Raw genomic sequence first — 25,542 nt, 5'->3', positions numbered from 1 at the left:
TTTTAATAGTCGAGGACCGTGTTATTTTGTTACTTAATATCTGATGATATTTGTTTTTAAACACGTCGCGTTGTTTGCGTATAACGTCCTCTTCTTATTATCTGCACGATAACGAATTATCAATTCTACACTGCTAACTGTAATAGGTTAATACATACCATTTGTATTATCTTATTGCTTATAATGCGGTGTCTATGAGGCAGAGCAATGCAATACTCAAGTGAAGTTCAAAACATGTGTCCTATCTCTCGTGGTCCACAACACGAGTCAGCACCAATCCCTGTAGAAGGTCGTTGGGTTAGCCCTAAAGACGTTATTGCTATTTCTGGTTTAAGCCACGGTGTTGGTGCTTGTGCGCCTCAACAAGGTGCTGCAAAACTAACGCTTAACGTTAAAGATGGCATCATCGAAGAAGCTCTAATCGAAACTATCGGTTGTTCTGGTATGACACACTCTGCAGCAATGGCTTCAGAAATTCTTACTGGTAAAACTATCCTTGAAGCACTAAACACTGACCTTGTGTGTGATGCTATCAACGTTGCAATGCGTGAAATCTTCCTTCAATTTGTTTACGGTCGTACTCAAACTGCATTCTCTTTAGACGGTCTACCAATCGGTGCTGGTCTAGAAGATCTAGGTAAAGGTCTACGTAGCCAAGTAGGTACACATTACGGTACTCGTGCAAAAGGCCCTCGTTACATGGAGATGGCTGAAGGTTACGTAACTAAAGTTGCATTAGATGACAACGAAGAAATCATCGGCTACCGTTTCGTAAACGTAGGTAAGATGATGGAATCTATTGGTAAAGGCGTTCCTGCAGCAGAAGCTATGGAACAAGCTACTGGTCAATACGGTCGCTTTGATGAAGCTGCTCGTACTATTGATCCTCGTCACGAGTAATCATAGACCTATATCACACAAGTAAATGACGCTTTTATTTCGACTCTCTCAAGAGTTACAGCGTCACTGAAATTGTTTTTACCGAATTAGAGGAAACTCCATCATGGCTGCATTATTTGAAAGTTTTGATCGTCGTATTGAAAAAATCACTCCAGTACTAGAGCAATATGGTTTCGCTTCACTAGAAGAAGCTCGTGATTACTGTAACGAACATGGTGTTGATGCATACAACATCGTTAAAGAAACACAACCTATCGCGTTTGAAAACGCATCTTGGGCTTATGTTTTAGGTTCAGCTATCGCACTTAAAGAAGGTGCTAAAACAGCAGCTGAAGCGGCTGAATACCTAGGTCTTGGTCTACAAACTTTCTGTATTCCTGGTTCTGTTGCAGACCAACGTCAAGTAGGTCTTGGTCACGGTCGTCTAGGCGCTCGTCTACTAAGCAACGAAACACAATGTTTCGCATTCCTTGCTGGTCACGAATCATTTGCAGCAGCTGAAGGCGCAATCAAAATTGCCCTAAACGCTAACAAAGTACGTACTAACCCACTACGCGTTATTCTTAACGGTCTTGGTAAAGATGCTGCTTACCTAATCGCTCGTATCAACGGCTTTAACTATGTTGAAACTAAATTCGATTACGTTACTGGCGAACTAAACGTTGTTTCTGAGCGTCGTTTCTCTAAAACACAACGTGGTGACATCAACTGTTACGGTTCTGATGATGTACGTGAAGGTGTTGCAATTATGCACCGCGAAAACGTTGATATCTCAATCACTGGTAACTCAACTAACCCAACACGTTTCCAACACCCTGTTGCTGGTACGTACAAGAAAGAACGTCTAGAAGCAGGCCAAGCTTACTTCTCAGTAGCATCAGGCGGCGGTACTGGTCGTACTCTTCACCCTGATAACGTTGCTGCAGGTCCAGCTTCTTACGGTCTTACTGATACTATGGGTCGTATGCACTCTGACGCTCAGTTTGCAGGTTCTTCATCTGTACCAGCTCACGTTGAAATGATGGGTCTTATCGGTATGGGTAACAACCCAATGGTTGGCGCAACTGTTGCTGTTGCTGTTGCGATTGAGCAAGCTCAAAAAGCATAAGCTACGTAGCTAAATAAAATTTATCTTCAAATAACGAACAAGGCGCAAGATTAGACACTTGCGCCTTTATTTTTTATCCATAATTGTTATTTCTGCAAAATACTCTACAATCTTCCCGCACCACAGTTCTTGATTACTCTTATTCCTGTAAAACACAATCTCTTCTAGGTATAATCAGTAAAGAACCAAGTTAGTCTTATATATGTTACACAGCACATGCTGTGACAGATAAAGTAAAGGAAATATCATGATCCAAGTTGTAGGTCACAAAAACCCAGATAGTGACAGTATTTGTTCTGCACTCGTTTGTACTGCATTTCTTAAAGCTCGTGGTCTTGAAGCGACAGCAATTCGTCAAGGCGAAATGAATCGTGAAACTCTACACATTCTTGAGCTAGCTGGCGTTACAGCTCCTGAGCTACGTACAAGCGTTGCTGGTGAGAAAGTATGGTTAGTTGACTACTCAGATCTAGCTCAAGCACCTGATGACCTAGCTGAAGCAGAAGTTGTGGGTATCGTCGACCACCACCGTTTAGGTGATGTGATGACTATCAACCCAATGGAAGCTTGGATCTGGCCTGTAGGTTGTACTTGTACAGTACTCTTTAACCTATTTAAAATCGAAGGTCACGAAATTACACGTGAACTAGCGGTTCTAATGATGTCAGCTATCCTATCTGATACTGTAGGTTTCGCATCTCCAACTTGTACACAAAAAGATAAAGATGCGGTGCATGAGCTTGCTCAAATCGCTGACGTACAAGATCTAGAAGCATTCATCAAAGCACTATTAATTGCTAAGACTGACATCGAAGGTCTAACCGCTGCACAATTAGTTGAAAAAGACCTTAAAGGTTACCCTTTCAACAATCGTGATGTTGTTGTTGGTCAAATCGAACTTGCAACACTTGAGCAAGTAGATAGCATGATTGAAGAGCTTCAAGCTGATCTTCAACGTCGTTGCGACGAAGAAGGCCTAGGTATGGCTGCATTAATGCTAACTGACATCACAACAAGTACAACTCGCCTACTTTACACTGGTGATTGGAATCACATCCTTGATACACACGCAACTGACGGTGTATTAATGATGGAAAATACGCTAAGTCGTAAAAAACAAGGCTGGCCTTGGCTACAAACAGTACTTGCAAAATAATTATTTCAACTAATTATTGATAACAAAAAAGGCTCTTTTTAGAGCCTTTTTTTTGTTTTAATCACTGAAAAATCCCGCCAACAACGGTTCAATAATCCCCGCTTAGTCAACTATTCATTACAACACTTTCGATATTAGAGCAAATACTTTAATTTATTTATCAATCGAAATATATCTATAAAGCATCAATATGCACAAAGTATAACCAAACAAACTATTTTATTGTGATATTTGTCTATATTTGCTTATTATTCTCTTGAGGTATAACTATAATTCTTCCTCTTTTAAATCCAACCTTCTTTGAAGGGTGAGACAGCAAGAAGCTACTAGAAATTATAGAGAGACAGTTTAATGTCCATAAATAAAAAATATATCGCCTTCATTATTACAGCCACACTTTCAAACCAAGCACATGCTGCTGGCTATCAAGTATCAGAACACTCGGCTGCAGGTCTTGGCCGTGCATATGCAGGTGAAGCTGCCGTCGCTGATACCGCTGCAGTACTAGCGCGTAACCCTGCTGCAATGACTCGCTTTAAACATGCTGAAGTTTCAGGCGTAATGAGTGTCATCAACCCATCGATTAATATTGATGATCATACCCATAATGAAACCGCAAAAGATATTTCACCAATCAGTATTGTACCTGCGGCTTACTATATTCAGCCGATTAATGACAGGACAGCCATTGGTTTAGCCATTTTCAGTAATTATGGTGTAACAACTGACTATCCTACAGCAATGCAGGCTGGCAGCTTAGCAGGCAAAACGTCATTAGAAACGGTTAACTTCAACCCCAATATTGCTTATCGTCTATCACCACAATTAAGCATTGGTGCAGGTGTAAGCCTTGTTTACGGTACTGCAGAATTTAACCGTCGTTTAGGCTCTTTAGCTTATGCTGCGCCCAGCCATAACCTGATCGATATGGAAGGCACCGACTGGAGTTGGGGCTGGAATATTGGTGCATTATACGAACTCGATAATAATAACCGTTTTGGATTAAGCTACCGTTCACAAGTCGATCTCAATTTTCATGGCCATTTTACTGACTACTTGGGACAAGCAACCTCAAAGCCAAATGAAACTGTTGCAGCACAGCTTAATCTTCCGCTGCCTGCCATTGCTGAATTTTCTGGATTCCACCAGCTGAATCAACAATGGGCTATCAGCTATAGCGTTCAATGGACGCAATACAACAAGTTTAAAGAAATTAGAGCAACAAGTTCTCAATGTGCAACTGGCACCTGTTTCGTTAAAAAAGAAAACTTCAAAGATACTTACCGTTGGGCTGTAGGTACAACTTATACGCTAAACCCAACATGGACACTGCGTTATGGTTTTGCCATTGATCAAAATGCAGGACAAGCAACACTGAGTATTCCTGATACTGATCGTTATTGGTATTCAGCAGGTGCGACTTATCATTACAACCCTGCTCTATCTGTCGATCTAGGCGTTGCTTATATTCACAGTAAGAAAGCTGATTTTATCGAGCAAACACCAACAGGTGAAAATGATAGTTTTACTTCATCCGGTAAAGCTTACCTTGCAGCCGCTCAAGTTAATTACCGCTTTTAATGCGTACTAAACTATAAAATCATTAGGAATAACAATGAAGATACGTTCAATAGCATTATTAGTCACCTCGGCACTGAGTTTAATTGGCTGTAAGGGTAACGGTACCTTAGAAAATCAAGCGCCGATTGATCCGAATATCGCAGCAAGTTTACAGGCTGAAACTCAAATTAATTTTGACCTTTTGTCTGCTAATAAGAAGCTTATATTACCCACATATTTAGCAATGGATGTACAAGACGGTACCCTTGCAACAGAAGCAATGGCGCAAGATCAAACCAATACTTCAGATCCCTTGGTTGCTATGGGGCAAACCGATGGTTGGAGCACAACCCAGCCGATCACAATTAATTTTACAGGTAAGAATTTAGATCCATCGACAGCTGCGCGTGGTTTCTATCTAATTAAATCAGGCGATCCGACTAACCCTGCAGATACCACAAAACCAACCCGCTTAACTCAACAAGCGGGCGACTTTATGGTAACGGTTTCAGGTGATAACTTAATTGTGATATTACTAAAACCGTTAGATCCTGCGAGTAACTACATGTATGCCGTTACTGACGATCTAAAAGATGTAAACGGCCAAGCTGTAGGCATGAGTAACTCATACGCATTATTAAAGTCGCATAATCTGCCACCAGCACCTGCATTATTACCAGCACAAAAGATCACTCATGCCACTGAAGAAGCTTTCCATGGTATTGTGCAACAACGCGATATTATCTTCTCATCATGGTTTACGACATTATCATCTGGTGATGTGTTATTTGCAGCGAAGATGGCAACAGAAGAAGCTATGGCGCTAGGGACTAATAATGTATGGCAAGGCTCTGCTATTGCAAAGACAATAACGCCAGAGCAACTTTCAACATTATTTACGTTTTCTCAACCCATAAAAGTTGACGATCCAAATAAAGTTGATGATAAAAGTAATGTCACAATCTATCAAGGCACTGTTTCATTACCATACTACCTCGATATTCGCGCTAATAAATTCATGAATACCCCTTGGCAAAGTGGTATGCCAAGCCTTGCTAAGATTAAATATGTATTAAGCAATGGCAGTGAGGCGGATAAAGCGACTATTTTAGCTCAATTGGCAGATGTGAAAGTTACATTAGCAGACATGGCGCAAGTGGCAACAAACCCACAAGTGCAGATTAAAGTGCTCACTCGCTTAATGGGTAAAACACTTTATTTAGCGAATGGTAATCAACTCGATCCTAAGCGTCTGATCACCCGTTATAGTGCCGTACCTGAACTTAAATCAGTACAAACAATTGATTACACATTAGTTTTGCCTAACAATAAAAAATGTCAGGCGCTGGGCGCTAATGATGTCACTATTTTCCAACATGGAATTACCGCAGATAAGAGTGTATTAACGGCGCACAGTGATGGTTTACCTTCTTTAGCTGAAGCGTTAATTGGCAATCAATGCCGCGCAATCTTTGCCATCAACCAACCACTACACGGTGAAGATCGTGGTATTCATACCATCGACAGCCAAGGTAATAGCCAATATAAAAATGCCGCAATAGATCCATCAATGTACTTAAATCTTGAAAACTTAACCGTTGCGCGAGATAACCTACGTCAAAGTACTATTGATGTCGTCAACCTACGAGCGGCTATTGGTAAATTATTTACTCATATTCAGCAACAACAAAAAGAAGATCAAACGACAAGCAATGTTTCACCGTTAGAGATGTTAAATCCTAATAACGGCGTAAGTTTTGCGGGTCATTCACTAGGTGCGATTGTTGGTACCAATGTCGGTAATATTGCTAACCGTCCAACGATGAACCCAGCATTTGATAAACAATATTTTGCGATTAATAAACTGGCGTTAGCAAACCCAGGCGCAGAGATCCCTTACCTACTATTAAACTCTGGCAGTTTTGGTGGTCTTCTAAAAGCAGGCGTGCTTCAAAGTACTGTATCTAATCCAACACAAATAACACCTGATGTCATTGAAACAGGTAAATTTCTGCAAACGTTGAATGCTTGTTATATCGCCCAAGATGATAAGCACAAAGATTTGAACAAGTGTTATGTTGATAACATTACAGCGATTAAAAATAACAACCCTAGCCTATTCGCCACATGGACGCAGACTTACGTTAAGTTTGCCTATGCGGCACAAACAGTAATGGATCCCGTTGATCCGATTAACCTAGCTAACGGCATTCCAGCATCGGTTCCCGTGTATGTTCAAATGGTTAAAGGTGATAGTACGATTCCAAATATTACTACACCAAGCAATCTACCTTACTCACCGTTCACCGGTACTGAACCACTGATTAAGCAATTAGATTTAGCATTAAACAATGCAACTAAAGGTTGGAAAGAATATACACCAGGCAGCCATACATCATTACTCGATGTCACGATGCCAACAGCAAATGATAGCTTTACCATTGAAGCATCTAAAGCAACAACAAAGAGTATGCAAAAAGATATGGCTGATTTTTTAAATAAATAATCTAGCCTAACAAAAAGCCTTGATAATCTTGTGTATACCACGCAAGTTATCAAGGCTTTATTTTATGTGCTTTTTTATATACTAGGCCTAACGCAAATGCTGCATCAGACTGGTTTTTTGATTCAATAACTGTGAAAAAGACGTCACAAACTGTTCTCCAATTTGTTTACCCTGCTGATAATCCAACTCTAAATCTTCATAGCTACTTAATAGCGCACTACTATTCAATGCTTTTTCTGGTGCAATTTGAATAACCTGTAACCCTTGCGGTGGATTGACAAGAAAATCATTCACATCACGATAGGTATGATGATAACGCGCCAACATTTCTAATATTTCTGAATTTGTTCCCTGCCCTGTGATCTCTAATAATCGTTCAACATTCAGCGGTGAGAACCAACTTTTCTTGGATATCGTCTTCGTTTTACTGACTGTGTTTTGATCATTATCTTCCTTATCGTCCCAATGCTGTTGTCGCCATTGTTCAAACCGTTGACTTAGCTCTTGATGAATATTCTTAATTTTATCAACCGACTCATTTAAGCTTAATTTATCAATATAATACGGTAATTGTGTTTCAATATTTTCTCGCCAATCATCTAAAATCCCCCGCTCCTCACCACGGTTCATTTCAGCGACACTGTCTTCTAATGGCTCAGTGCGAATAACAACCACGAGGTCAGCACCACGTCGCCACGCTTCTTTAACAGGAATAGCTGCACTCACACCACCATCGACCCATTGCAGTTCATCCATATTAACGGGCTGGTTATAAAGCAGAGGAATCGCACAGCTTGCCAGCAAGACTTCACTCCAGTCTTGTTGATACATAGGTAAATAATAATCTTGTAGGGTATCTTTACGAGTAGCACATGCAAGAGCCGTTCTATGGGCCAGTGTTTTATGAGCGGTAGCAATGTCAAGCGGGTATAAACCAGAAGCTGACACTTGCTGTAATGCCCATTCCAAGTTCATCGGCTGTTGTTTACTGAGATATTTATATAAATTAAAGAATTGATCATCCATCGAAACATTACGAATAAAATGATACCCAAATCGTGGTTGACGGCTAATAAAAGAAGATAAATTAAGCGCACCGGCAGAGGTACCAATATACAACTCAAACGGATCAAATTGATGTTCAAGGAAGCTATCAAGCACACCCGCAGAAAATATACCGCGCTGGCCGCCACCTTGAACTATTAAGGCTATTTTTTTAGTGGATGCGGTATGAATAACCGAAGAAAAATCATCAATGGATTTATCATTAACGTCACGTAAGCTAAACGGAAGATAATTCATTTCTTCTCCCTGTTAAATATGCACAAAACATATATTTATATATCTAAGAGAGTCGAATATACAATTTGTACATACCAATGGGAAATAATGTTAGAAAATATCACCCTAATTTCTCTAACATTACTCTTTCAATAACTATGCATGTATAGCAATCAATCCATAAATTACTAATGTAAAGAGTATGACGGTTACCGTCATCAGTGTAAATTTGAATTCAATATTCATCACGACCTCCATATATAACATAATGTTAACTTAAGTTTATGGTCAGATTATCAATAAAATCAATCTTCATCGCGATAATTACAACAGCTATCACACTATTTAGCGCATTATTTCATGATCAATACTATCGTTAAATTGCAATATACCTCATATGCTATCAAGCACATCCTGTTACCGTTTAGCACCATTAATTTTCAACAATAAACATCTTATTTTCCAATGCTACAATATGAATATAAATATCTCACTTATCTTCTTTTTGTGCTTATAATCTATAAGATTAAACGGATTATTTCATAGGAAAAATAATGAAACCACTACTCACTGTCGGCTTAATTGCTACTGCAATAATCTCCACCGCGACACAAGCTAGACCCGTCGATTGGACCCCGGGAATTGGCGGTGATATTTCATTGATGGTTGGTTACAATAGATCAAACTCACAGTTTAATAGCGACAACCACACTACCTCAAACTTAAACAGCCATGGTGATGAACAAGATAAAATGTTTGTTGCTCCTATTGGCAGCCTCAGTTACACCTTTAATGCAGGTGATAAACAACTGTATTTAGGTACTAACCGTTCTGATATTGCTCTGGGTCGATTTCATGTTGAAGCAGGTTATCGACAAAAGTTTGCTGATAATTCCATGCTAACCCTGAGCTATATACCCGGTTTGCTGACCCAGAAAACATGGCAAGATCCTTACCTTAAAAATGTAGAGCGCAGCAAAACAAAAACCAGTATTAATGCATTTAGCGTCAAGCTTAACGATATTCGCGGTTCACGTTTTTCAGGCCAGTTAGCTTATGGTAAGTTTAGTGTTGATCAAGAACGCAGTGGCAACGATCCTATACTTGCACTTACACCCAATGAAAAAGCCGCCCTCAATCGTAATGCTACAGTTCTTTTTACAGAAGGTACTTATGTACAACCGTTTAGTCGCAGTCTGATGTTACGCACAGCGGTTAACTATACCAACATCGATGCTGACGGTAATGCTATGAGTAATAATATTTATGGTGTGGCTGCAACGATTATTCAGATATTACCCCAATCTAGTTTTGCCTTTACCGTCAACTATAAACGTGCTCTATTTGACTTAACTAACCCTGTATTTAATCAAAAACAACAAGATAATAAATACAGTGCTTTCTTCGCCTATGAATATAACCAACCCTTTAATTGGAAAAAATGGGGCTTAGTTTCACTGATTGGCTATAGCTCAACCCAATCAAATATTGATTTCTATGACAGCAACGATCTCTTTGTTAGTGCGGGCTTAAATTACAAATTCTAATAACAATGTAGTAAATAGCCACACTCTCTAAACCCTCGATTTTATTTCGGGTAGTTATATTTTAACTACACCGAAATAATGCGAGACATCACTCAAAATATCGATTAAATTGACTATACTTTGCCAACGTTATGGAAACGTTAAATAAATTATGGCGGCTAATAATCGTACAGCAGATGCATCCCTAGAATCTTTGCATCGCATATTCACAATACCAGAAGCACCTGATTCAACATTAGGATTAATCGAAAAAGAGCTTTCAGAAAACCTTAACGAGTTTCTGCGAACCCACATAGCAGCAATCGAAAAACCCTTAGCTGAAATTGAAAAAGATTTCTCTACTGCGGATATTCCTGAAGTCCCTTCTTTTGTCTCTGAACATACCCAGTTCTTATTGAATAAACTTGTTGCTCAGTCTGTTCATACTGCTGCGCCTACGTTTATTGGTCATATGACCTCTGCTCTGCCTTACTTCATGATGCCTTTATCTAAAATCATGATCGCGTTAAACCAAAACCTTGTAAAAATAGAAACATCAAAAGCGTTTACGCCACTTGAGCGCCAAGTATTAGGCATGCTGCATAAATTAATTTTTAATCAAGAAGAAAGTTTCTACCAACAATGGATGCACAGTGCTGACCATTCTTTAGGGGCTTTTTGTTCGGGTGGCACCATCGCCAATATCACCGCATTATGGGTTGCTCGTAATGCTGCTTTGCAACCAGATGGTGACTTCACTGGTGTAGGCCAACAAGGTTTACTGCGGGCGATGAAGCACTATGGCTATGATGATCTGGCTATTCTGGTATCAGAGCGTGGACACTATTCTTTAAAGAAAGCCGCAGATGTTTTAGGTATTGGCCGAGATAGCCTGATTGCCATAAAAACTGATGACAACAATCGCATAGATCTCAATGAATTAAAAATAACACTCGCGAATCTAAAGCGTAAAAATATTAAACCTTTTGCGATTATTGGTATTGCAGGCACCACAGAAACGGGCAACATCGATCCTCTAGAACAACTAGCAGATATTGCCGCAGAACATCAATGTCACTTCCATGTTGATGCAGCTTGGGGCGGTGCAACCTTAATGTCGAATAAATATCGCCATTTATTGAAAGGGATTGAGCGCGCAGATTCCATTACCATTGATGCTCATAAACAGCTCTATATTCCGATGGGTGCTGGCATGGTGATATTTAAAAATCCAGAACTCATGACCGCAATTGAGCATCATGCTGAATATATTCTTCGAGAAGGTTCAAAAGATTTAGGCAGCCATACTCTGGAAGGATCACGCAGTGGTATGGCGATGTTGTTGTTTGCAAGTATGAATATTATTAGTCGCCCTGGCTATGAATTATTGATCAATAACAGCATTGAAAAAGCCGCCTACTTTGCACAATGTATTAAACAGCATCCTGATTTTGAGTTAGTCACAGAGCCTGAATTATGCTTACTAACTTACCGTTATGTCCCTGCTAATACACAGCAAGCATTGCAATACGCAACCCCAGATCAGCGTGAAACATTGCTAGAATTGCTTAATGATCTCACTCAATTTATTCAAAAACGCCAACGAGAATCAGGTAAATCATTTGTATCTCGTACGCGTATTACTCCAGAAAAGTGGCAGCGAAAAGCAACAACCGTGTTTCGCGTTGTACTCGCAAACCCTCTGACAACCACTGAAATTCTAGAAAATGTACTCATCGAACAACAGCAACTTGCACAAAAAAGCACTATTAGCTTGCCTGAAATCGTTAGATTGACAGGACAAATAATAGAAAAAAGAGCTAAAACCAATACATAACGCGCAAATATCTATACGGTATTTTTCTAAATTTAACGATATATCGCATTTTTTGATGATTTTGCGTTTTTAAACATTACAAAAACGCTAGTCAATATATGTCTATTTTATGAATAACTCGCGACTTAACTATGAACAGTGGATGATTGTAGTGTGAATAGCACCATAAATGAGCCCTTTTTCATGTTATTAATACGCATAAGTAGCAGCAGTAAAAAGCCCCGTTTTCGTAAAAAACGGTTTTGCAAGAAAATATAGCGCAAAATACGCATTCATAAGATTTCATTTTTCAATGGCATTGTTATTAAATAGTGAATAACAATGTCACAACAAGATGATAAATGTTTTCACAATGTTACAAAATATCCTTGTTATTAATAATAATTCTCAATACCGCAGTTTGTTCCTTTTTGACCCAAAAAAAAATATCTTTAATTGATGATTTAAATCAAAAAAAGCCCCAAATGGAGCCTAAAAAAAATGCCCTATTCTTTTCAAATAGGGCATTTTTATGTCAATTTATGTCATAACTATTTTATTAAAACTATGTTTTTCTAACCCAAACAAGACCAATATTAGTCACCAGCAAACATATATCCTTCGCCATGAACAGTGACAAAAATCTGTGGATTCTTCGGATCAAGTTCCATTTTAGAACGCATTCTACGGATTAAAACATCAATAGTTCGGTCATTTGGCGCTTCAACACGGTGGCTTAACATGTTCAAAATACGCTCACGGCTTAACACCACATTAGGGTGTGATGAGAAGACAACTAACAATTCATATTCTGCTTTAGTTAGCTTCACTGGAAGACCATTATGAGTCAGTGCGCGTTTGTTAATATCAAACTGCCATTCACCAAAACGAATGATGTTATCTTCCTGCATTTCAACCATAGTTTCGTCGCGTGCTTTTTCTACTAACGTCATGCGCCACAACAAGTTTTTCACTCGAACTAATAGCTCACGCAGTTCAAAAGGTTTGGTTACATAGTCGTCTGCGCCCATTTCTAAACCGACGATTCTATCAATACTATCAGTGCGTCCAGTCACCAAAATAATACCAACTTCAGAGCGGCTACGAAGCTCTCGCGTTAGCATCAAACCATCTTCGCCAGGTAGGTTGATATCAAGCATTACAAGGTCAATTTTTTCCGTTGCCATTACTTCGCGCATCTGTGCGCCACTGTCTGCTTGGCTTACCTTGTATCCTTCATTTTCAAAATACCCAACCAGTTTTGTACGGGTAACAATTTCATCTTCTACAACAAGTACGTGATGGGTCATGTCGTTCTCTTTTTAGTTTTTGGTTTTCTAGCTGAACGGTAGCACAAACTAAGACCATTCACAATTTGTCATAACTATGCCTTTGCTATTCATTCGTAGCGTTAACCTTATTCATATCGTAACAATAAGATTACCCCATAAAATTTTAACCGTCACCGTAGCCTACGGTGAGCATTCTTTTAAATGGAATCTTTCAAAATGAAGAAAATTTGGCAGATGTTGACGAAACCAAGTAGCAAGTATTCAATTCTTGCTCTGGTGCTTGTTGGTATTGGTATCGCCGTGAGTGGCATTTTTGCTGTACACAAAGGTTTTGAACACGCATCAACCAATGAATTCTGTATTGGTTGTCATACCATGAAACAGAACTATGAAGAGTACACTCAATCTGTACACTTCAAAAATGCATCTGGTGTTCGCGCTGACTGTGTTGACTGTCACCAGCCAAAAGATTTAGTCGGTATGATTGAAACAAAGTTAATGGCATCAAAAGATGTGTATAACCAGTTCATTACCAAGAAAATCGATACGCCTGAAAAATTTGAAGAGCACCGTTTAGAATTAGCTCAGATGGTTTGGAAGCGCATGGAAAAACAAAACTCAAGCACATGTAAGAGTTGTCACAACTATTCAGCGATGGACCATGCTAAGCAATCACCTGAAGCCGCTGCTGCAATGACAGACGCTGCTGCAAAAGACATGAACTGTATTGAATGTCACAAAGGTATTGCACACGAACTTCCAAACATGGCTGGCGGTTTCCAAAAAGACTACCAAGCACTAGAAGCTGAAGCGACCTCTCAAGGTGCAACAGCTGAGAAGCTTTACTCTCTAGGTGAGAAAGATATCTTTGCCACTGACGATGCTAAAGGTAAGTCAGAAGGTAAATTACTACCCGCTTCTGAAGTCACTGTACTTGAACGTAAAGGCGACATGCTGAAAGTTGAAGTTAACGGCTGGCTAGAGAAAGCTGGTAAAGGTCGCGTAATGACTGAGTACATGGGCAAGCGTGTCTTTAAGGCAACTATCCGTGGCGAAGTGAAGGCGAACGAGAAAATCATTAAAGAAGAAACTGATCCTGCAACTAACATTGTGTGGCAGAACATCAGCGTTCAAGGTTGGATCACTAAATCAAACATGATTGATAGTATCAAACCAATCTGGAACTATGCAGAAGATATGTACGCGTCTACATGTAACGCTTGTCACGCGGCGCCAGATCCTGGCCATTTTACTGCAAATGGCTGGATCGCAAGTCTGAAAGCCATGAGCTCTTACTACCGTCTGACTAAGACTGAAGAACGCACACTACTTAAATATCTTCAGAACCACGGCAGCGATACAGGTGGTGCTGGCGCGCATTAATCCAGCGTACCAATAAACGATTAAATGATAGGCGGGTGGTAATAGTTATCCCCGCCCCATCGATAAAAATTAAAGTTTAAGGATTCTCCAACTATGGCGACTCAAAACAATCATAAAGGCATTACACGCCGCCGCTTCCTATCAGGTTTAGCGATTGCAAGTGCTGCATCCGTTGTCGGTACTAGCCTACTTGCTCCTCGTAAAGCAATGGCTGCGACAGAAACAGTATCAGGCTTTAACGGTGAAGTGCTTTGTGGCTCTCACTGGGGTGCTTTCCGCGCTAAAGTAGTGAACGGTGTATGGACTGAAACCACGCCGTTTGAGAAAGACCCACACCCAACAGTTATGTTAGATGCCGTACGTGAAGTGGTTTATAACCCTGCACGTGTTAAATACCCAATGGTACGTATCGATTGGTTAAAGCAAGGCTACCGTTCTGATACAAGCCAACGTGGTAACAACCGTTTTGTACGTGTGCCTTGGTCACAAGCATTAGATTTCTTCCAACACGAATTAAACCGTGTTCAAGAAACTTACGGCCCAAGTGCATTATACGCAGGTCATACTGGCTGGCAGTCTGTAGGTAAACTACACAACGCCGGTACAATGATGAAGCGTGGTATCAGCCTTCATGGTACTACCCTTGGTAAAATGGGTGACTACTCAACAGGTGCTGCACAAGTTATTCTTCCTTACGTTGCGGGTGCAATGGAAGTTTACGAACAGCAAACCTCTTGGGATATCGTACTTAAAAACACAGATACCATCGTAATGTGGGGTACGGATCCAGTTAAAAACCTTCAAGTAGGTTGGTTGGTTCCTGATCACAGCGTATACGGCTCATACCAGCAGCTTGCTGAAAAAGTGAAAAACAAAGAAATTAAAGTTATTCACATTGACCCAGTACGCAACGAAACCATGAAGTTTGTTGGTGGTGAGCAGTTACCTGTACACCCACAATCAGATATTCCGTTGATGCTGGCGATTGCGCACACGCTATACACTGAAAATCTATACGACAAAGAATTCATCGCAAACTACACCACAGGCTTTGACAAGTTCATGCCTTACGTAATGGGCGAAACTGACGGTATCGTTAAGACACCTGAGTGGGCAGAGAAAATCTCTGGCATCAAGGCAAGTCAGATCCGTGAACTAGCACGTACAATGGCGGGTGGTCGTACTCAGCTTGTGGGTGGTTGGTGTCTACAGCGTATGCAACACGGCGAGCAATGGGCGTGGATGCTGGTTGTTCTTGCTGCAATGCTTGGTCAAATTGGTCAACCTGGTGGTGGTTTCGGTTTCGGCTGGCACTACAACGATGCCGGTACTATCACGTCTGCTGGCCCACTGATGTCTGGTTTTAGTGGTGTTACTGGCGTAGAACCAATCTACAACGGTTCATTTAAAGGTTACGCAAAAACGATCCCTGTTGCACGTTTTGTGGATTGTATCTCTAACCCAGGTACGAAGATTCAATGGAACGGTAACGAAATCACCTTCCCATACATGAAGATGGCGATCTTCAGTGGTAACAACCCATTTGCTCACCACCAAGATCGTAACCGTATGATCAAAGCGTGGACAAAACTAGAGACGGTTGTTTCTATCGAGCACCAATGGACAGCGACATGTCGTTTTGCAGATATCGTCTTACCTGCAACAACCACTTACGAGCGTGATGATATCGAACAGTTTGGTAACCACTCCAACAAAGGTATCCTTGCATTACGTAAGATTGTTGAGCCAATGTTTGAATCTAAAGATGACTTTGATATTTTCCGTGAGCTATGTGCACGCTTCAACCGTGAAGAAGCATTTACTGGCGGTAAAAAGAAAATGGAAATCATTGAAGAGATCTACAACGGTGCGCGTCTGCAAGGCCGTGGTATCGGTGTTCGTATGCCAACCTTCGCTAAATTCTGGGAAGGTGATGGTTATATTGAATTCCCTGCGGGCAAAGAGTGGGTACGTCACGAATCATTCCGTAACGAACCGGATCTTGAGCCACTAGGTACAGCATCAGGTCTTATCGAGATCTACTGTAAGACAATCGCAGATATGGGCTATAACGACTGTCAAGGTCACCCAATGTGGTTTGAAAAAGAAGAACGTAGTCACGGTGGCCCACGCTCTGATGTCTACCCGCTTCACTTACAGAGCTGTCACCCAAATAACCGTTTGCACTCACAGTTATGTTCATCAACTGACTTCCGTGCAACTTATGCTGTTGCAGATCGTGAGCCGATTTACATCAATACTCAAGATGCAGCCGCACGTAATATTAAATCAGGTGATTTGGTACGTGTATTTAACGGTCGTGGTCAAGTATTGGCAGGCGCAGTAGTAACTGATGACTACTCTCCAGGCGTATGTCGTATTCATGAGGGTGCTTGGTATAGCCCACTTGATGGTGGTAAAGCGGGTACAATTTGTACTTATGGCGATCCAAACGTACTAACGTTAGATATCGGTACTTCTAAGCTAGCACAAGCAACATCAGCACATACTGCTGTGGTTGATATTGAGAAGTACACTGGTCCCGTACCTGAAGTAACGGGCTTTAATGGTCCAACTTATGAAACAGGTATTGACCCACTATTCCCAGCAATGGATAAATAATCCCTTGTTGTTAGCATAGTAAATCAAACCATAAAGGCGATGAATCTTATTTTCATCGCCTTTATTTCATTTTTTAGAACCTATTCTAATAACCCTTAGGTATACTCTACCTAACTGCTTTATTTGAATATGTTTTATGTCTGGAGTGACCATGCAAGAATTTATCGCATTCAACGAACAACGTGCTGAAATCTACTGGTGGATGTCTTCGCTTTTTGCCCGTGAATTAAGTGATGCAGATCTACATGAATACCATGGCGGTGAGATGTATACGTTCCTGTCTGGTCTTGGTATGACTGAGGAATTAAAAGCACCTGTCGATACTTTCCGTGCTGCTATTAAAAAATCACATGCACGTAGTGACGAACAACTAGAACTTGCTGCTGATTTTTGTGGTTTATTTTTAAGTACACCAAAATCAGGGGCGTTGCCTTACGCATCAATGTATGTCGGTAAAACAGGCTTACTAAACGATAAGCCAGCACAAGAAATGCATGAGCTTATGGCATCATTTGATATTGCCCAGCGCAAAGAATTTAATGAACCTGCAGATCATCTTGCGATTGAATTAGACTTTATGGGCAATTTAATCATCATGGGTAATCAGCAACAGACAGAAGAACAACGTGAAGCATTAATGCAATCACAGCTGTCATTCATCAACACCATGCTATTAAACTGGTTACCCTTATTTGCTAAAGAATGTCAGCTTCGAGACCAGTTTGGTTTCTATGCTGCCGCTGCAAATCTATTGCTCGCTTTTTGTATGCTTGATAAGAAATTTCTACTTGGTGAGTAAGCTTATTTAGCCAATCCTGCCCATTAAAAACGCCTTTATTTAATCAAATAAGGGCATTTTTTGTGTCGTATTACTAAAAAAATCTAATTTTAGAATTCCCCCCAACCTCCCTACGAAATATTTATATTTTAATTCGCTTTTATATTGCATAACCACGCATCTAGTTGATCAATTATCCAAATCACAACTTCAAATAAAACCATTATTTATCATAGTGTTACAGTTACAAAAAGTGCCGTAACACATTGAAATAATAGCAATTATCATTATCAATCGTTAAATTATGCATAGCGTCATTTTTGACTTTTTATATTGTCACACAAATTTTCAAAATCTGATGTAGATCAATTAATTGTATTGATTTAAGTCATAAAATTAAATAGTAATACTTCCAAAGTATATTTAATCATAGCTAACAAGGTTGATAGATGGATTCGCATGCAGCCCTTTTTGAACTCGGCCAAAAACGTCTTGCCGAGCTTCGAAAAATGAAACCTCTTCGTGAGGGTTCTTTTCAGAAAAAACTTGAAAAAAATGGCATTACCCGTCGTGACTTCATGATTTGGAGTGCAACCATCACTTCATTACTGGCACTACCCCTACCTTTTAGTACCATGGTTGCCGAAGCTGCAGAGCTTTCAGATCGTGTACCACTTATATGGTTGAGCCTTGCCGAATGTACTGGTTGTTCTGAATCATTAGTACGTAGTACTACACCAGATATTAGTACATTACTGTTTGAACATGTATCACTTGAATACCAAGAAGTGCTCATGGCTGCCGCTGGCGATCAAGCAGAAGAAAACCTTGATAACGCAATGAAAGCCTACAAAGGTCAATACCTACTTGCTGCTGAAGGTGCCGTACCAACAGCTAACAACGGTACTTTCCTTACTATAGGCAGCAAAGCTGAAACGGGTGTATCACTGATTAAACGCGTTGCCGCAGATGCAGCCGCGGTTATTTGTGTGGGTACATGTTCATCTTTCGGTGGTATCCAAGCCGCACGCCCTAACCCAACAGGCGCAAAAAGTGTCGGTACGATTATTGACCGTCCAGTGGTTAACGTTGCGGGTTGTCCACCAAACCCGACCAACATTACTGGTACATTAATGTACTTCATCATGTTTGGTCGCCTGCCTGCATTAGATATTTTCAACCGCCCTAAATGGGCTTATGGCGCACGTGTTCATGATAACTGTGAGCGCCGTGGTCACTTTGATGCGGGTGAATTCGTAACTCAATTTGGTGATGATAATGCCAAACAAGGTTACTGTTTATTTAAAATGGGTTGTAAAGGTCCTTACACTTATAACAACTGCCCTACAGAGCGTTTTAATGCTCACACCAGCTGGCCAGTACTTGCAGGTCATGGTTGTATCGGTTGTTCTGAACCTGATTTCTGGGATGACATGGCAGATTTCGAAAAACCATTAAGCCGTCAACCTGTCCATGGTTTAGATGCTACCGCAGATACCATTGGTGCCGTTATTTTAGGTGTCACTGCCGTAGGTATTGGTGCACACGCCGTCAGCAGTATTTTTGCTAAAAAAGTCGAGGAATAATTCATGAGCAAGCGCGTCGTTATCGATCCCATTACTCGTATCGAAGGCCACTTACGCATCGAAGTTGAACTTGATGCGAATAACGTAATCAACAAAGCATGGGCATCTTCTACCCTATTTCGTGGTCTTGAAATTATCATGAAAGGTCGTACACCATACGATGTCGGCCTATTAATGCAACGCATCTGTGGTGTATGTACATCATCACACTACCTATGTGGTACGTTAGCGGTTGAAGATGCAATCAATGCCCAAGTGCCTATCAACGCGAAATACATTCGAAGCTTGATTCTAACTACCCTGCAATTGCATGACCACATTGTGCATTTCTACATTCTGCATGGTCTAGATTGGATAGATGTTGTTTCTGCATTAAGTGCTGATCCTGCAAAAGCTGCGGTTGAGGCAATGAAATATTCAGCAACACCAATGGCTGCTGGTGAAGGTGATTTACGTGCTGCACAAGAAAAAGTACAGGGCTTAGTCAATACCGGTAAGTTAGGTCCATTTGCTAATGCTTATTGGGGCAACAAAACTTACAAATTCACACCAGAGCAAAACTTAATCGGTTTAAGCCACTACCTTAAAGCACTAGAAATTCAGCGCATTGCCGCAGAATGTATGGCGGTTTGGGGTGGTAAAAACCCACACCCACAATCGATTGTTGTTGGTGGCGTAACCTGTGTACGCGACATGTTAGACCCTGCTCGCCTACAAGAATTTAAGCAAAAATATCAACATGTTGCAGATTTTGTTGAACGTGCATATCAAGCTGACATTTTAATGGCGGCAGCCGCTTACGGTAAAGCGCCAAGTGTGCTCGGTGGCTGTAACGTTGATACCTTCATGTGTAGTGAATCTATTTTACTTAACTCAGATGAGCACTTATTCGTAAGTGGCGTTATTCGTAATAAAGATTTATCTAAAGCTGAAAAGGTTGATATTAATCTGATTGCGGAAGACGTGACTCACGCATGGTACGACGCTAATAAGCCTCAACATCCATACGATGGCACAACTATCCCTGAGCACACGCCATTTATTGAGCGCGATACCATTGTTGGTAAGCGCCCTACAATCAATGAAGCGGGTAAATATTCTTGGGTTAAATCACCACGTTATAATGGCGATCCAGTAGAAGTAGGCCCACTAGCAACTATGGTGGTTAACTACGCTCAAGGCAACCCACGCGTAACACCGATTGTAAATGAATTCCTAAAACAAACAGGTCTTCCTGCTGGTGCATTATTTACCACTCTAGGTCGTACTGCTGGTCGTATGTTACATACCCTAACCATCTCTCGTTATGGTTTAGAAACTTTTGAATCTATGGTGCACAACCTCAATTCAGACCACACAACTTACATTGAACCTACCATTGATCCTGATAAAGAATACAAAGGTGTAGGCATCATTGAAGCACCGCGTGGTTTCTTGAGTCACTGGTTACGCATTAAAGATGCAAAAGTTGAAAACTACCAAGCAGTAGTACCAACAACATGGAACGCAGGTCCTATTGATGGTAACGGCAAAGTGGGACCATACGAAGCATCGTTAGTGGGTTTACACCTTGAAGATCCGAAAAAACCGCTAGAAGTATTGCGTGTTATTCACTCATTTGATCCTTGTATGGCGTGTTCAGTACACGTAATGGATTATAAAGGCCAATCATTGAGTGAATTCCGTATTCCAGCTCAGGCAATGTAACTAAGGATTTATCATGTCAACAGATACCGTGTTGTATAAACGATCCTATGTATTTTCATTCATTATCCGTTTATGTCACTGGTTACGTGCCTTTGCAATTTTTGGGTTAGTTGTTACTGGCTTTTATATTGCTTGGCCGTTTTTAGTTGCACCCAATAGCACCAATGTGCTTGAGCAAGGCTGGATCCGTTTAGTGCACGAGGTGTTAGGCTTTATTTTAATTGCCGTGACCTTAATTCGTGTCTATCTGTTCTTTTTCAGCCACAGTAATGTTGAACGCCGCTCAATTCAGGACATCATCAGTCCAAAGAGCTGGGTAAAACAGATCAAAGCTTATTTTTGGATGGGTAATGCACCCCACCGTGGCGCTTATGGTCCATTGCAACTCATGGTTTACGCAGGGATTTCTATCGCTGCCATCTTCATGTGTGTGACTGGCTTAACGCTATATGCTAATGTGTACCACTTAGGTATTGGTGGCATGATGTGGGAACCTGCTCAATGGGTCGCATACGCGATGGGCGGGTTAGATGAAGTGCGTAAATGGCACCATTATATTACTTGGGCATTCATTATTTTTGTATTGATCCACGTGTATATGGTGATTTGGACAGGGATCCGTTTCCGTAACGGTTCAGCTGATGCCATTATGTCTGGTTACGATTACCACCCAGTAAACGTAAAAAAAGCAGATAAAGGCAATCATCCAGTCCAGCATCATGCTCACCACAATAGTCATTCAAAAAATAAAGGCCACTAGCGCAAATGAAGATATTGCTGCTTGGTATTGGCAATGTCTTGTACGCCGACGAAGGAGTCGGCGTACATTTCGTCAATTATCTCACAGAAAATTACCGCTTTACGCACCCCGACCATCAGATTGATCTTATTGATGGCGGCACGTTAGCACATTGTCTTATTCCGACATTAACCCAATACGACCACCTGGTTGTGGTTGATACTGTTAATGCCGCCGATGTAGATGCTGGTGAAGTGTATTTCTTTGACTTTGATAAAGCCCCTGCTGAAATCGATTGGCAAGGTAGTGCTCACGAAGTTGAAATGCTACAAACATTAATCATGATGGAATTGGTTGGCGATCGTCCAAAAACGTATGTTTTAGGGGTAACACCAACAGTTTTAGAACCTATGCACATGGGTTTAACGTCTAAAATTAATGCTGCAATACCGATTATGGAGTCTGCATTGATTAAACACCTTTCCGCACTCGACATAGATTGCGAAAAAGTGAACAATATTGATATTAACAGCCTGATTCCAACTGCTTACAAGCGAGGTATTGAACAATGAAATTAATTCAGTTTTCTTTTACCTGTTCACGTCCTGTGCCCTTCTATGCGCAATTATGTAACGATTATTTAGCGAGCCAGCCAGTAGAAATTACCATTGGCTATGAAAAAAATCGTTATATCATTGAAGCCGTTGGCACCCAACCACAACTTGAAGCACTAGCAGACAAAATAGCAAAAGATTTTTTACTGTCTATTTGGCTGATTGACTCTTCAATTAAAGAAATTCGTCACCGTGAAGGGCGTATTGTTCCTTTAACAACAACGCCACATCACTTACCGTTTTGCAGTTATTGCGAACCCGCTCTTGGTGATAACCAATCTGAACTCTTTGGTGAGATTGGCATTACCTGTTCCCATTGCCATGGTGAAAAACTGGTTGATTCATCGATTAGCAATGAACAAATTCAGCAATGGGCTGATACGGTAATGAACACGGGTCATGTTAGCTTTAGCTTACCGCTGCCTAACAACCAACAACACGAGTTTCATCTAAGCCGTGGTCCGATTGCTGCAACACAGCATCAGCGTCAACAAGTTATTATCTGTAACCCTAATAATGTACCGATGCATTTTATCGTGCCATCAATCCATGTATTAGCGTTATCAAGCTTAGAAAAACCCCGTGTCACTGTTCGCGCTAAACGTCACCATGCTCAGCTTGATCAACCTTTATATGATCTCTGCTTTAGCTACAATCGCGTCTTAACAGTACTCACTGAAATATTGCGTGTGCGTGGTATCGATTATTTACACATTGAAACCAATCATCAACAACCGTTAATTGCACGCATTAATAAAGGGTGGAGTCAGGTTTGTAGTGATCCTGCTATTCATCCTCTAGTGCCGTTTAAATCGGTTGAGCCTTTGCACGATCAAGCTTGCATCAATGGCCTAAACGCCTATTGGAGCAAACGCCGAATTCGGTTTGATTACCAACCCAATCATTCTAATGATGTTCCCGCTCATACCTTGCCTATCTGTGCATTGCATGGCGGAATGTTAGAATCAGGTGTTGGTCGTCATAGTGCCGCGATTTATTTTGGTCGTTATGCTGCTGGTGAAATTGTCAGCCAAGATAAATTCACTCGTACAGATACGTTCTTAGTGATGCCTACCCTGCCACATTCTGGCACAGAAATGATTGCAGTATTAGCTGCGGGTGAGCAAGCGGATGTTTTGGCTAAGTTTAAGCACCAAATACCGGTGAGTTATAATGATCTTAACAAGCTAGTCTTGAATGAGTGTAATGATCAACTTTCAGGCTTATTTGCTGTTGTTGCAACGGTTCTTGGCCTATCAAAATCGGGGCATGATAGCGTTCAATATCTTAACGATGCACTGATCGCTAAATCACTACACAATGATAGTAACCAAGGTCATCGTGTTGATTTTTCATTAGACATGGTAAATAGCAAACGCACCATTGATTGGGCAAAAATGCTTGGCAGTTTAATGAGCTTCAGTTTAGTGGTTGATGAAGTCGACTATGACAAACTCGCCTTTGGTGTAATGGACTCATTAGCTGATTATATTGCTAACTGGATCGAACGTATGGACGAAACCACTGGCATTAAAGCCGTTACCCTTGCAGGTAGTGACTTTGCTAATGAAGTGCTGGCAGATCGCATCTGCTTACGTGTAGGTAAGAACTTCCCTATCGTAACAAACCGCAAGTTAGAACTTGATGGCAGCAACTTAAGTGCTGGTGCCTTGTTCTTAAAAATGCGCCGCCGTTAAGGTTTATTCTATTGAATTAAATAGCCCCATTGCTTTTAAGTGATGGGGCTTTTTTGTGGGGTTATTTTTGTTACTAACCAATACTTCTATTTACCAAAGTGCATTTCACGATGGCAGTTAGGGCATAGAGCTTTCACATTCTTAAGTGAATCTTCGCCACCTTGAGATAAGGGCTTAATATGGTGGACTTCTAGATAAGGTTCACCATTGGATTTTTTCGTAAATGGTGCAAACTGACGACATTTTTCACAGATACCCTTTGCTCGATATAAGGCTTCCGCCACTACATCAGGATTTCTATTATAGTCATAAACAGATCTTAGTACTTTTTGAGGAGCCTTATCTGCTGATAACATTCTTTTTTTGCGTTCAGCTGATGTACTAATTAGAGAATGACCCACAGCATTATTAAATTTAATATTATATTCAGCCTGGGTTTCTTTTATTAATATTGAATCATTTTCATCAAGTTCTTTTAAAGAAATAAATCTTATATAGGTTTTCTTCTGCTGATTATCAAAATTTTCAATTAAACCTAAATGTACATTTCTTAATTTTTTGTTAGCTGATTTGCTAATAACAAATAAAGGAATTTTAGCGTCAAAACAATTTTTAAGGGCTTGGATCTCATTTTTATCATGGGAACCATGTCGTTTTGTTGCGGGAAAATCGTAATTAATACCTTTCTCTGAAAAATCATCATCGTAATCTTTGCCTGTATGTAAAATACTTACAGCAACACCAGCATCATCAGAAACAATACCTTTGGTTAATGCAGTATTAACCCATACTCCAGCAGCACCACTGTAAATACCAAATTCTCTTAATTGGCCTGCAGTAACATCTGTTGCATTATCATCATACGTGATCTTATTAAATAACTTTTTACGACGTTCTATTTCTTGTTTTATCGATAGGTTATTCACATTCTCTCCAACTAATAATTTATCAGCTGAGTATTTACTCAATAGATAATTTTCCGTGATGGATTCTATTACTCAACCTATGGAATATCATGCTTAACCTATTGAAAATGTGATGCGCATCATAATGAATGTGCAACTAAGTTAAAATACCTGTTACTTACGATTAAAAGCTGAGTGATATATAGAGAATGGTGTTGGTTATTTTCCCGTCATCCCGTCATCCCGGAAGTTGAGGAACGTATATGGACTCCCCGTGTAATGCAAGAGTTTGAGAAAGCGTGTTGGCAAGTGCACGTATATTCGGTTTCTTTATGGGGAGCTACCCCGAACCTGTATGGCTTCATT

General features: G+C 40.5%; 18 protein-coding genes. 15 read left to right on the top strand and 3 right to left on the bottom strand.

Translation table 11 applies throughout. The annotated features are described in order from the left end of the window. Positions 1-207 precede the first annotated feature (207 nt). The 5 genes from ACJZU6_RS08300 (at position 208) to ACJZU6_RS08280 (ending at position 7,230) form a co-directional block, all read left to right on the top strand. Positions 208-900 carry an iron-sulfur cluster assembly scaffold protein gene (locus ACJZU6_RS08300; RefSeq protein WP_080157628.1) on the top strand — a complete coding sequence of 231 codons (693 nt, stop codon included), beginning with the start codon at positions 208-210 and terminating at the stop codon, positions 898-900. 103 nt (positions 901-1,003) lie between these two features. Beyond that, positions 1,004-2,008, top strand: coding sequence for a GGGtGRT protein (locus ACJZU6_RS08295; protein WP_408900061.1), 1,005 nt, complete (start codon positions 1,004-1,006; stop codon positions 2,006-2,008). A gap of 247 nt (positions 2,009-2,255) precedes the next feature. After that, on the top strand, positions 2,256-3,164 hold the full coding sequence (locus tag ACJZU6_RS08290; protein WP_080157630.1) for a manganese-dependent inorganic pyrophosphatase: 909 nt from the start codon (positions 2,256-2,258) through the stop codon (positions 3,162-3,164). Between the two features lie 351 nt (positions 3,165-3,515). Beyond that, complete coding sequence (locus ACJZU6_RS08285; RefSeq protein ID WP_408900060.1) at positions 3,516-4,745, top strand: outer membrane protein transport protein; 1,230 nt, start codon at positions 3,516-3,518, stop codon at positions 4,743-4,745. Between the two features lie 34 nt (positions 4,746-4,779). After that, positions 4,780-7,230 carry a VolA/Pla-1 family phospholipase gene (locus tag ACJZU6_RS08280; protein ID WP_408900059.1) on the top strand — a complete coding sequence of 817 codons (2,451 nt, stop codon included), beginning with the start codon at positions 4,780-4,782 and terminating at the stop codon, positions 7,228-7,230. A gap of 87 nt (positions 7,231-7,317) precedes the next feature. On the opposite strand, the gene ACJZU6_RS08275 is transcribed toward ACJZU6_RS08280, so the two are convergent. Beyond that, positions 7,318-8,532, bottom strand: coding sequence for a patatin family protein (locus ACJZU6_RS08275; protein ID WP_080157633.1), 1,215 nt, complete (start codon positions 8,530-8,532; stop codon positions 7,318-7,320). A gap of 533 nt (positions 8,533-9,065) precedes the next feature. Here ACJZU6_RS08275 and ACJZU6_RS08270 point away from each other — a divergent pair. After that, on the top strand, positions 9,066-10,058 hold the full coding sequence (locus ACJZU6_RS08270; protein WP_408900058.1) for a DUF2860 family protein: 993 nt from the start codon (positions 9,066-9,068) through the stop codon (positions 10,056-10,058). Positions 10,059-10,209: 151 nt separating this feature from the next. Continuing rightward, entirely contained in the window at positions 10,210-11,874 is a 1,665-nt protein-coding gene (gene panP, locus ACJZU6_RS08265) for a pyridoxal-dependent aspartate 1-decarboxylase PanP (protein ID WP_408900057.1), read from the top strand. A gap of 575 nt (positions 11,875-12,449) precedes the next feature. Here the strand turns inward: panP and torR are convergent. Beyond that, positions 12,450-13,163, bottom strand: a complete 714-nt coding sequence (gene torR, locus ACJZU6_RS08260) for a two-component system response regulator TorR (RefSeq protein ID WP_408900056.1) — start codon at positions 13,161-13,163, stop codon at positions 12,450-12,452. 198 nt (positions 13,164-13,361) lie between these two features. Between torR and torC the strand changes: the two genes are divergently transcribed. From torC to ACJZU6_RS08220, 8 genes are all read left to right on the top strand, one after another. Then, complete coding sequence (gene torC, locus ACJZU6_RS08255; protein ID WP_080157636.1) at positions 13,362-14,528, top strand: pentaheme c-type cytochrome TorC; 1,167 nt, start codon at positions 13,362-13,364, stop codon at positions 14,526-14,528. 93 nt (positions 14,529-14,621) lie between these two features. After that, positions 14,622-17,150, top strand: coding sequence for a trimethylamine-N-oxide reductase TorA (torA, locus tag ACJZU6_RS08250; protein WP_080157637.1), 2,529 nt, complete (start codon positions 14,622-14,624; stop codon positions 17,148-17,150). Positions 17,151-17,301: 151 nt separating this feature from the next. Beyond that, positions 17,302-17,949 carry a molecular chaperone TorD gene (gene torD / locus ACJZU6_RS08245; RefSeq protein WP_080157638.1) on the top strand — a complete coding sequence of 216 codons (648 nt, stop codon included), beginning with the start codon at positions 17,302-17,304 and terminating at the stop codon, positions 17,947-17,949. Positions 17,950-18,377: 428 nt separating this feature from the next. After that, positions 18,378-19,514 (top strand): hydrogenase small subunit, encoded by a 1,137-nt coding sequence (locus ACJZU6_RS08240; RefSeq protein WP_080157639.1) that lies wholly within the window; start codon positions 18,378-18,380, stop codon positions 19,512-19,514. 3 nt (positions 19,515-19,517) lie between these two features. Beyond that, positions 19,518-21,221 (top strand): nickel-dependent hydrogenase large subunit, encoded by a 1,704-nt coding sequence (locus ACJZU6_RS08235; RefSeq protein WP_408900055.1) that lies wholly within the window; start codon positions 19,518-19,520, stop codon positions 21,219-21,221. A gap of 13 nt (positions 21,222-21,234) precedes the next feature. Further along, entirely contained in the window at positions 21,235-21,981 is a 747-nt protein-coding gene (gene cybH, locus ACJZU6_RS08230; RefSeq protein ID WP_080157641.1) for a Ni/Fe-hydrogenase, b-type cytochrome subunit, read from the top strand. A gap of 5 nt (positions 21,982-21,986) precedes the next feature. Beyond that, complete coding sequence (locus tag ACJZU6_RS08225; protein WP_080157642.1) at positions 21,987-22,532, top strand: HyaD/HybD family hydrogenase maturation endopeptidase; 546 nt, start codon at positions 21,987-21,989, stop codon at positions 22,530-22,532. A gap of 428 nt (positions 22,533-22,960) precedes the next feature. Beyond that, positions 22,961-24,271, top strand: a complete 1,311-nt coding sequence (locus tag ACJZU6_RS08220; RefSeq protein WP_408900054.1) for a hypothetical protein — start codon at positions 22,961-22,963, stop codon at positions 24,269-24,271. Between the two features lie 86 nt (positions 24,272-24,357). Here ACJZU6_RS08220 and ACJZU6_RS08215 read toward each other — a convergent pair whose 3' ends face one another. After that, positions 24,358-25,239: an HNH endonuclease gene (locus tag ACJZU6_RS08215; protein WP_408900053.1), complete on the bottom strand. Its 882-nt coding sequence runs from the start codon at positions 25,237-25,239 to the stop codon at positions 24,358-24,360. Between the last annotated feature and the right edge of the window lie 303 nt (positions 25,240-25,542).

Origin of the sequence: Photobacterium piscicola (genome assembly GCF_046058925.1) — a bacterium.
GTDB lineage: Bacteria > Pseudomonadota > Gammaproteobacteria > Enterobacterales > Vibrionaceae > Photobacterium > Photobacterium piscicola.
The sequence above is the reverse complement of the archived record's forward strand: the minus strand, read 5'-3'. Positions and strand labels throughout refer to the sequence as shown.

Coding starts and splice junctions, on each gene's coding strand:
- ACJZU6_RS08300 (WP_080157628.1), top strand. CDS start 208: ATGCAATACTCAAGTGAAGTTCAAAACATGTGTCCTATCTCTCGTGGT.
- ACJZU6_RS08295 (WP_408900061.1), top strand. CDS start 1,004: ATGGCTGCATTATTTGAAAGTTTTGATCGTCGTATTGAAAAAATCACT.
- ACJZU6_RS08290 (WP_080157630.1), top strand. CDS start 2,256: ATGATCCAAGTTGTAGGTCACAAAAACCCAGATAGTGACAGTATTTGT.
- ACJZU6_RS08285 (WP_408900060.1), top strand. CDS start 3,516: ATGTCCATAAATAAAAAATATATCGCCTTCATTATTACAGCCACACTT.
- ACJZU6_RS08280 (WP_408900059.1), top strand. CDS start 4,780: ATGAAGATACGTTCAATAGCATTATTAGTCACCTCGGCACTGAGTTTA.
- ACJZU6_RS08275 (WP_080157633.1), bottom strand. CDS start 8,532: ATGAATTATCTTCCGTTTAGCTTACGTGACGTTAATGATAAATCCATT.
- ACJZU6_RS08270 (WP_408900058.1), top strand. CDS start 9,066: ATGAAACCACTACTCACTGTCGGCTTAATTGCTACTGCAATAATCTCC.
- panP (WP_408900057.1), top strand. CDS start 10,210: ATGGCGGCTAATAATCGTACAGCAGATGCATCCCTAGAATCTTTGCAT.
- torR (WP_408900056.1), bottom strand. CDS start 13,163: ATGACCCATCACGTACTTGTTGTAGAAGATGAAATTGTTACCCGTACA.
- torC (WP_080157636.1), top strand. CDS start 13,362: ATGAAGAAAATTTGGCAGATGTTGACGAAACCAAGTAGCAAGTATTCA.
- torA (WP_080157637.1), top strand. CDS start 14,622: ATGGCGACTCAAAACAATCATAAAGGCATTACACGCCGCCGCTTCCTA.
- torD (WP_080157638.1), top strand. CDS start 17,302: ATGCAAGAATTTATCGCATTCAACGAACAACGTGCTGAAATCTACTGG.
- ACJZU6_RS08240 (WP_080157639.1), top strand. CDS start 18,378: ATGGATTCGCATGCAGCCCTTTTTGAACTCGGCCAAAAACGTCTTGCC.
- ACJZU6_RS08235 (WP_408900055.1), top strand. CDS start 19,518: ATGAGCAAGCGCGTCGTTATCGATCCCATTACTCGTATCGAAGGCCAC.
- cybH (WP_080157641.1), top strand. CDS start 21,235: ATGTCAACAGATACCGTGTTGTATAAACGATCCTATGTATTTTCATTC.
- ACJZU6_RS08225 (WP_080157642.1), top strand. CDS start 21,987: ATGAAGATATTGCTGCTTGGTATTGGCAATGTCTTGTACGCCGACGAA.
- ACJZU6_RS08220 (WP_408900054.1), top strand. CDS start 22,961: ATGAACACGGGTCATGTTAGCTTTAGCTTACCGCTGCCTAACAACCAA.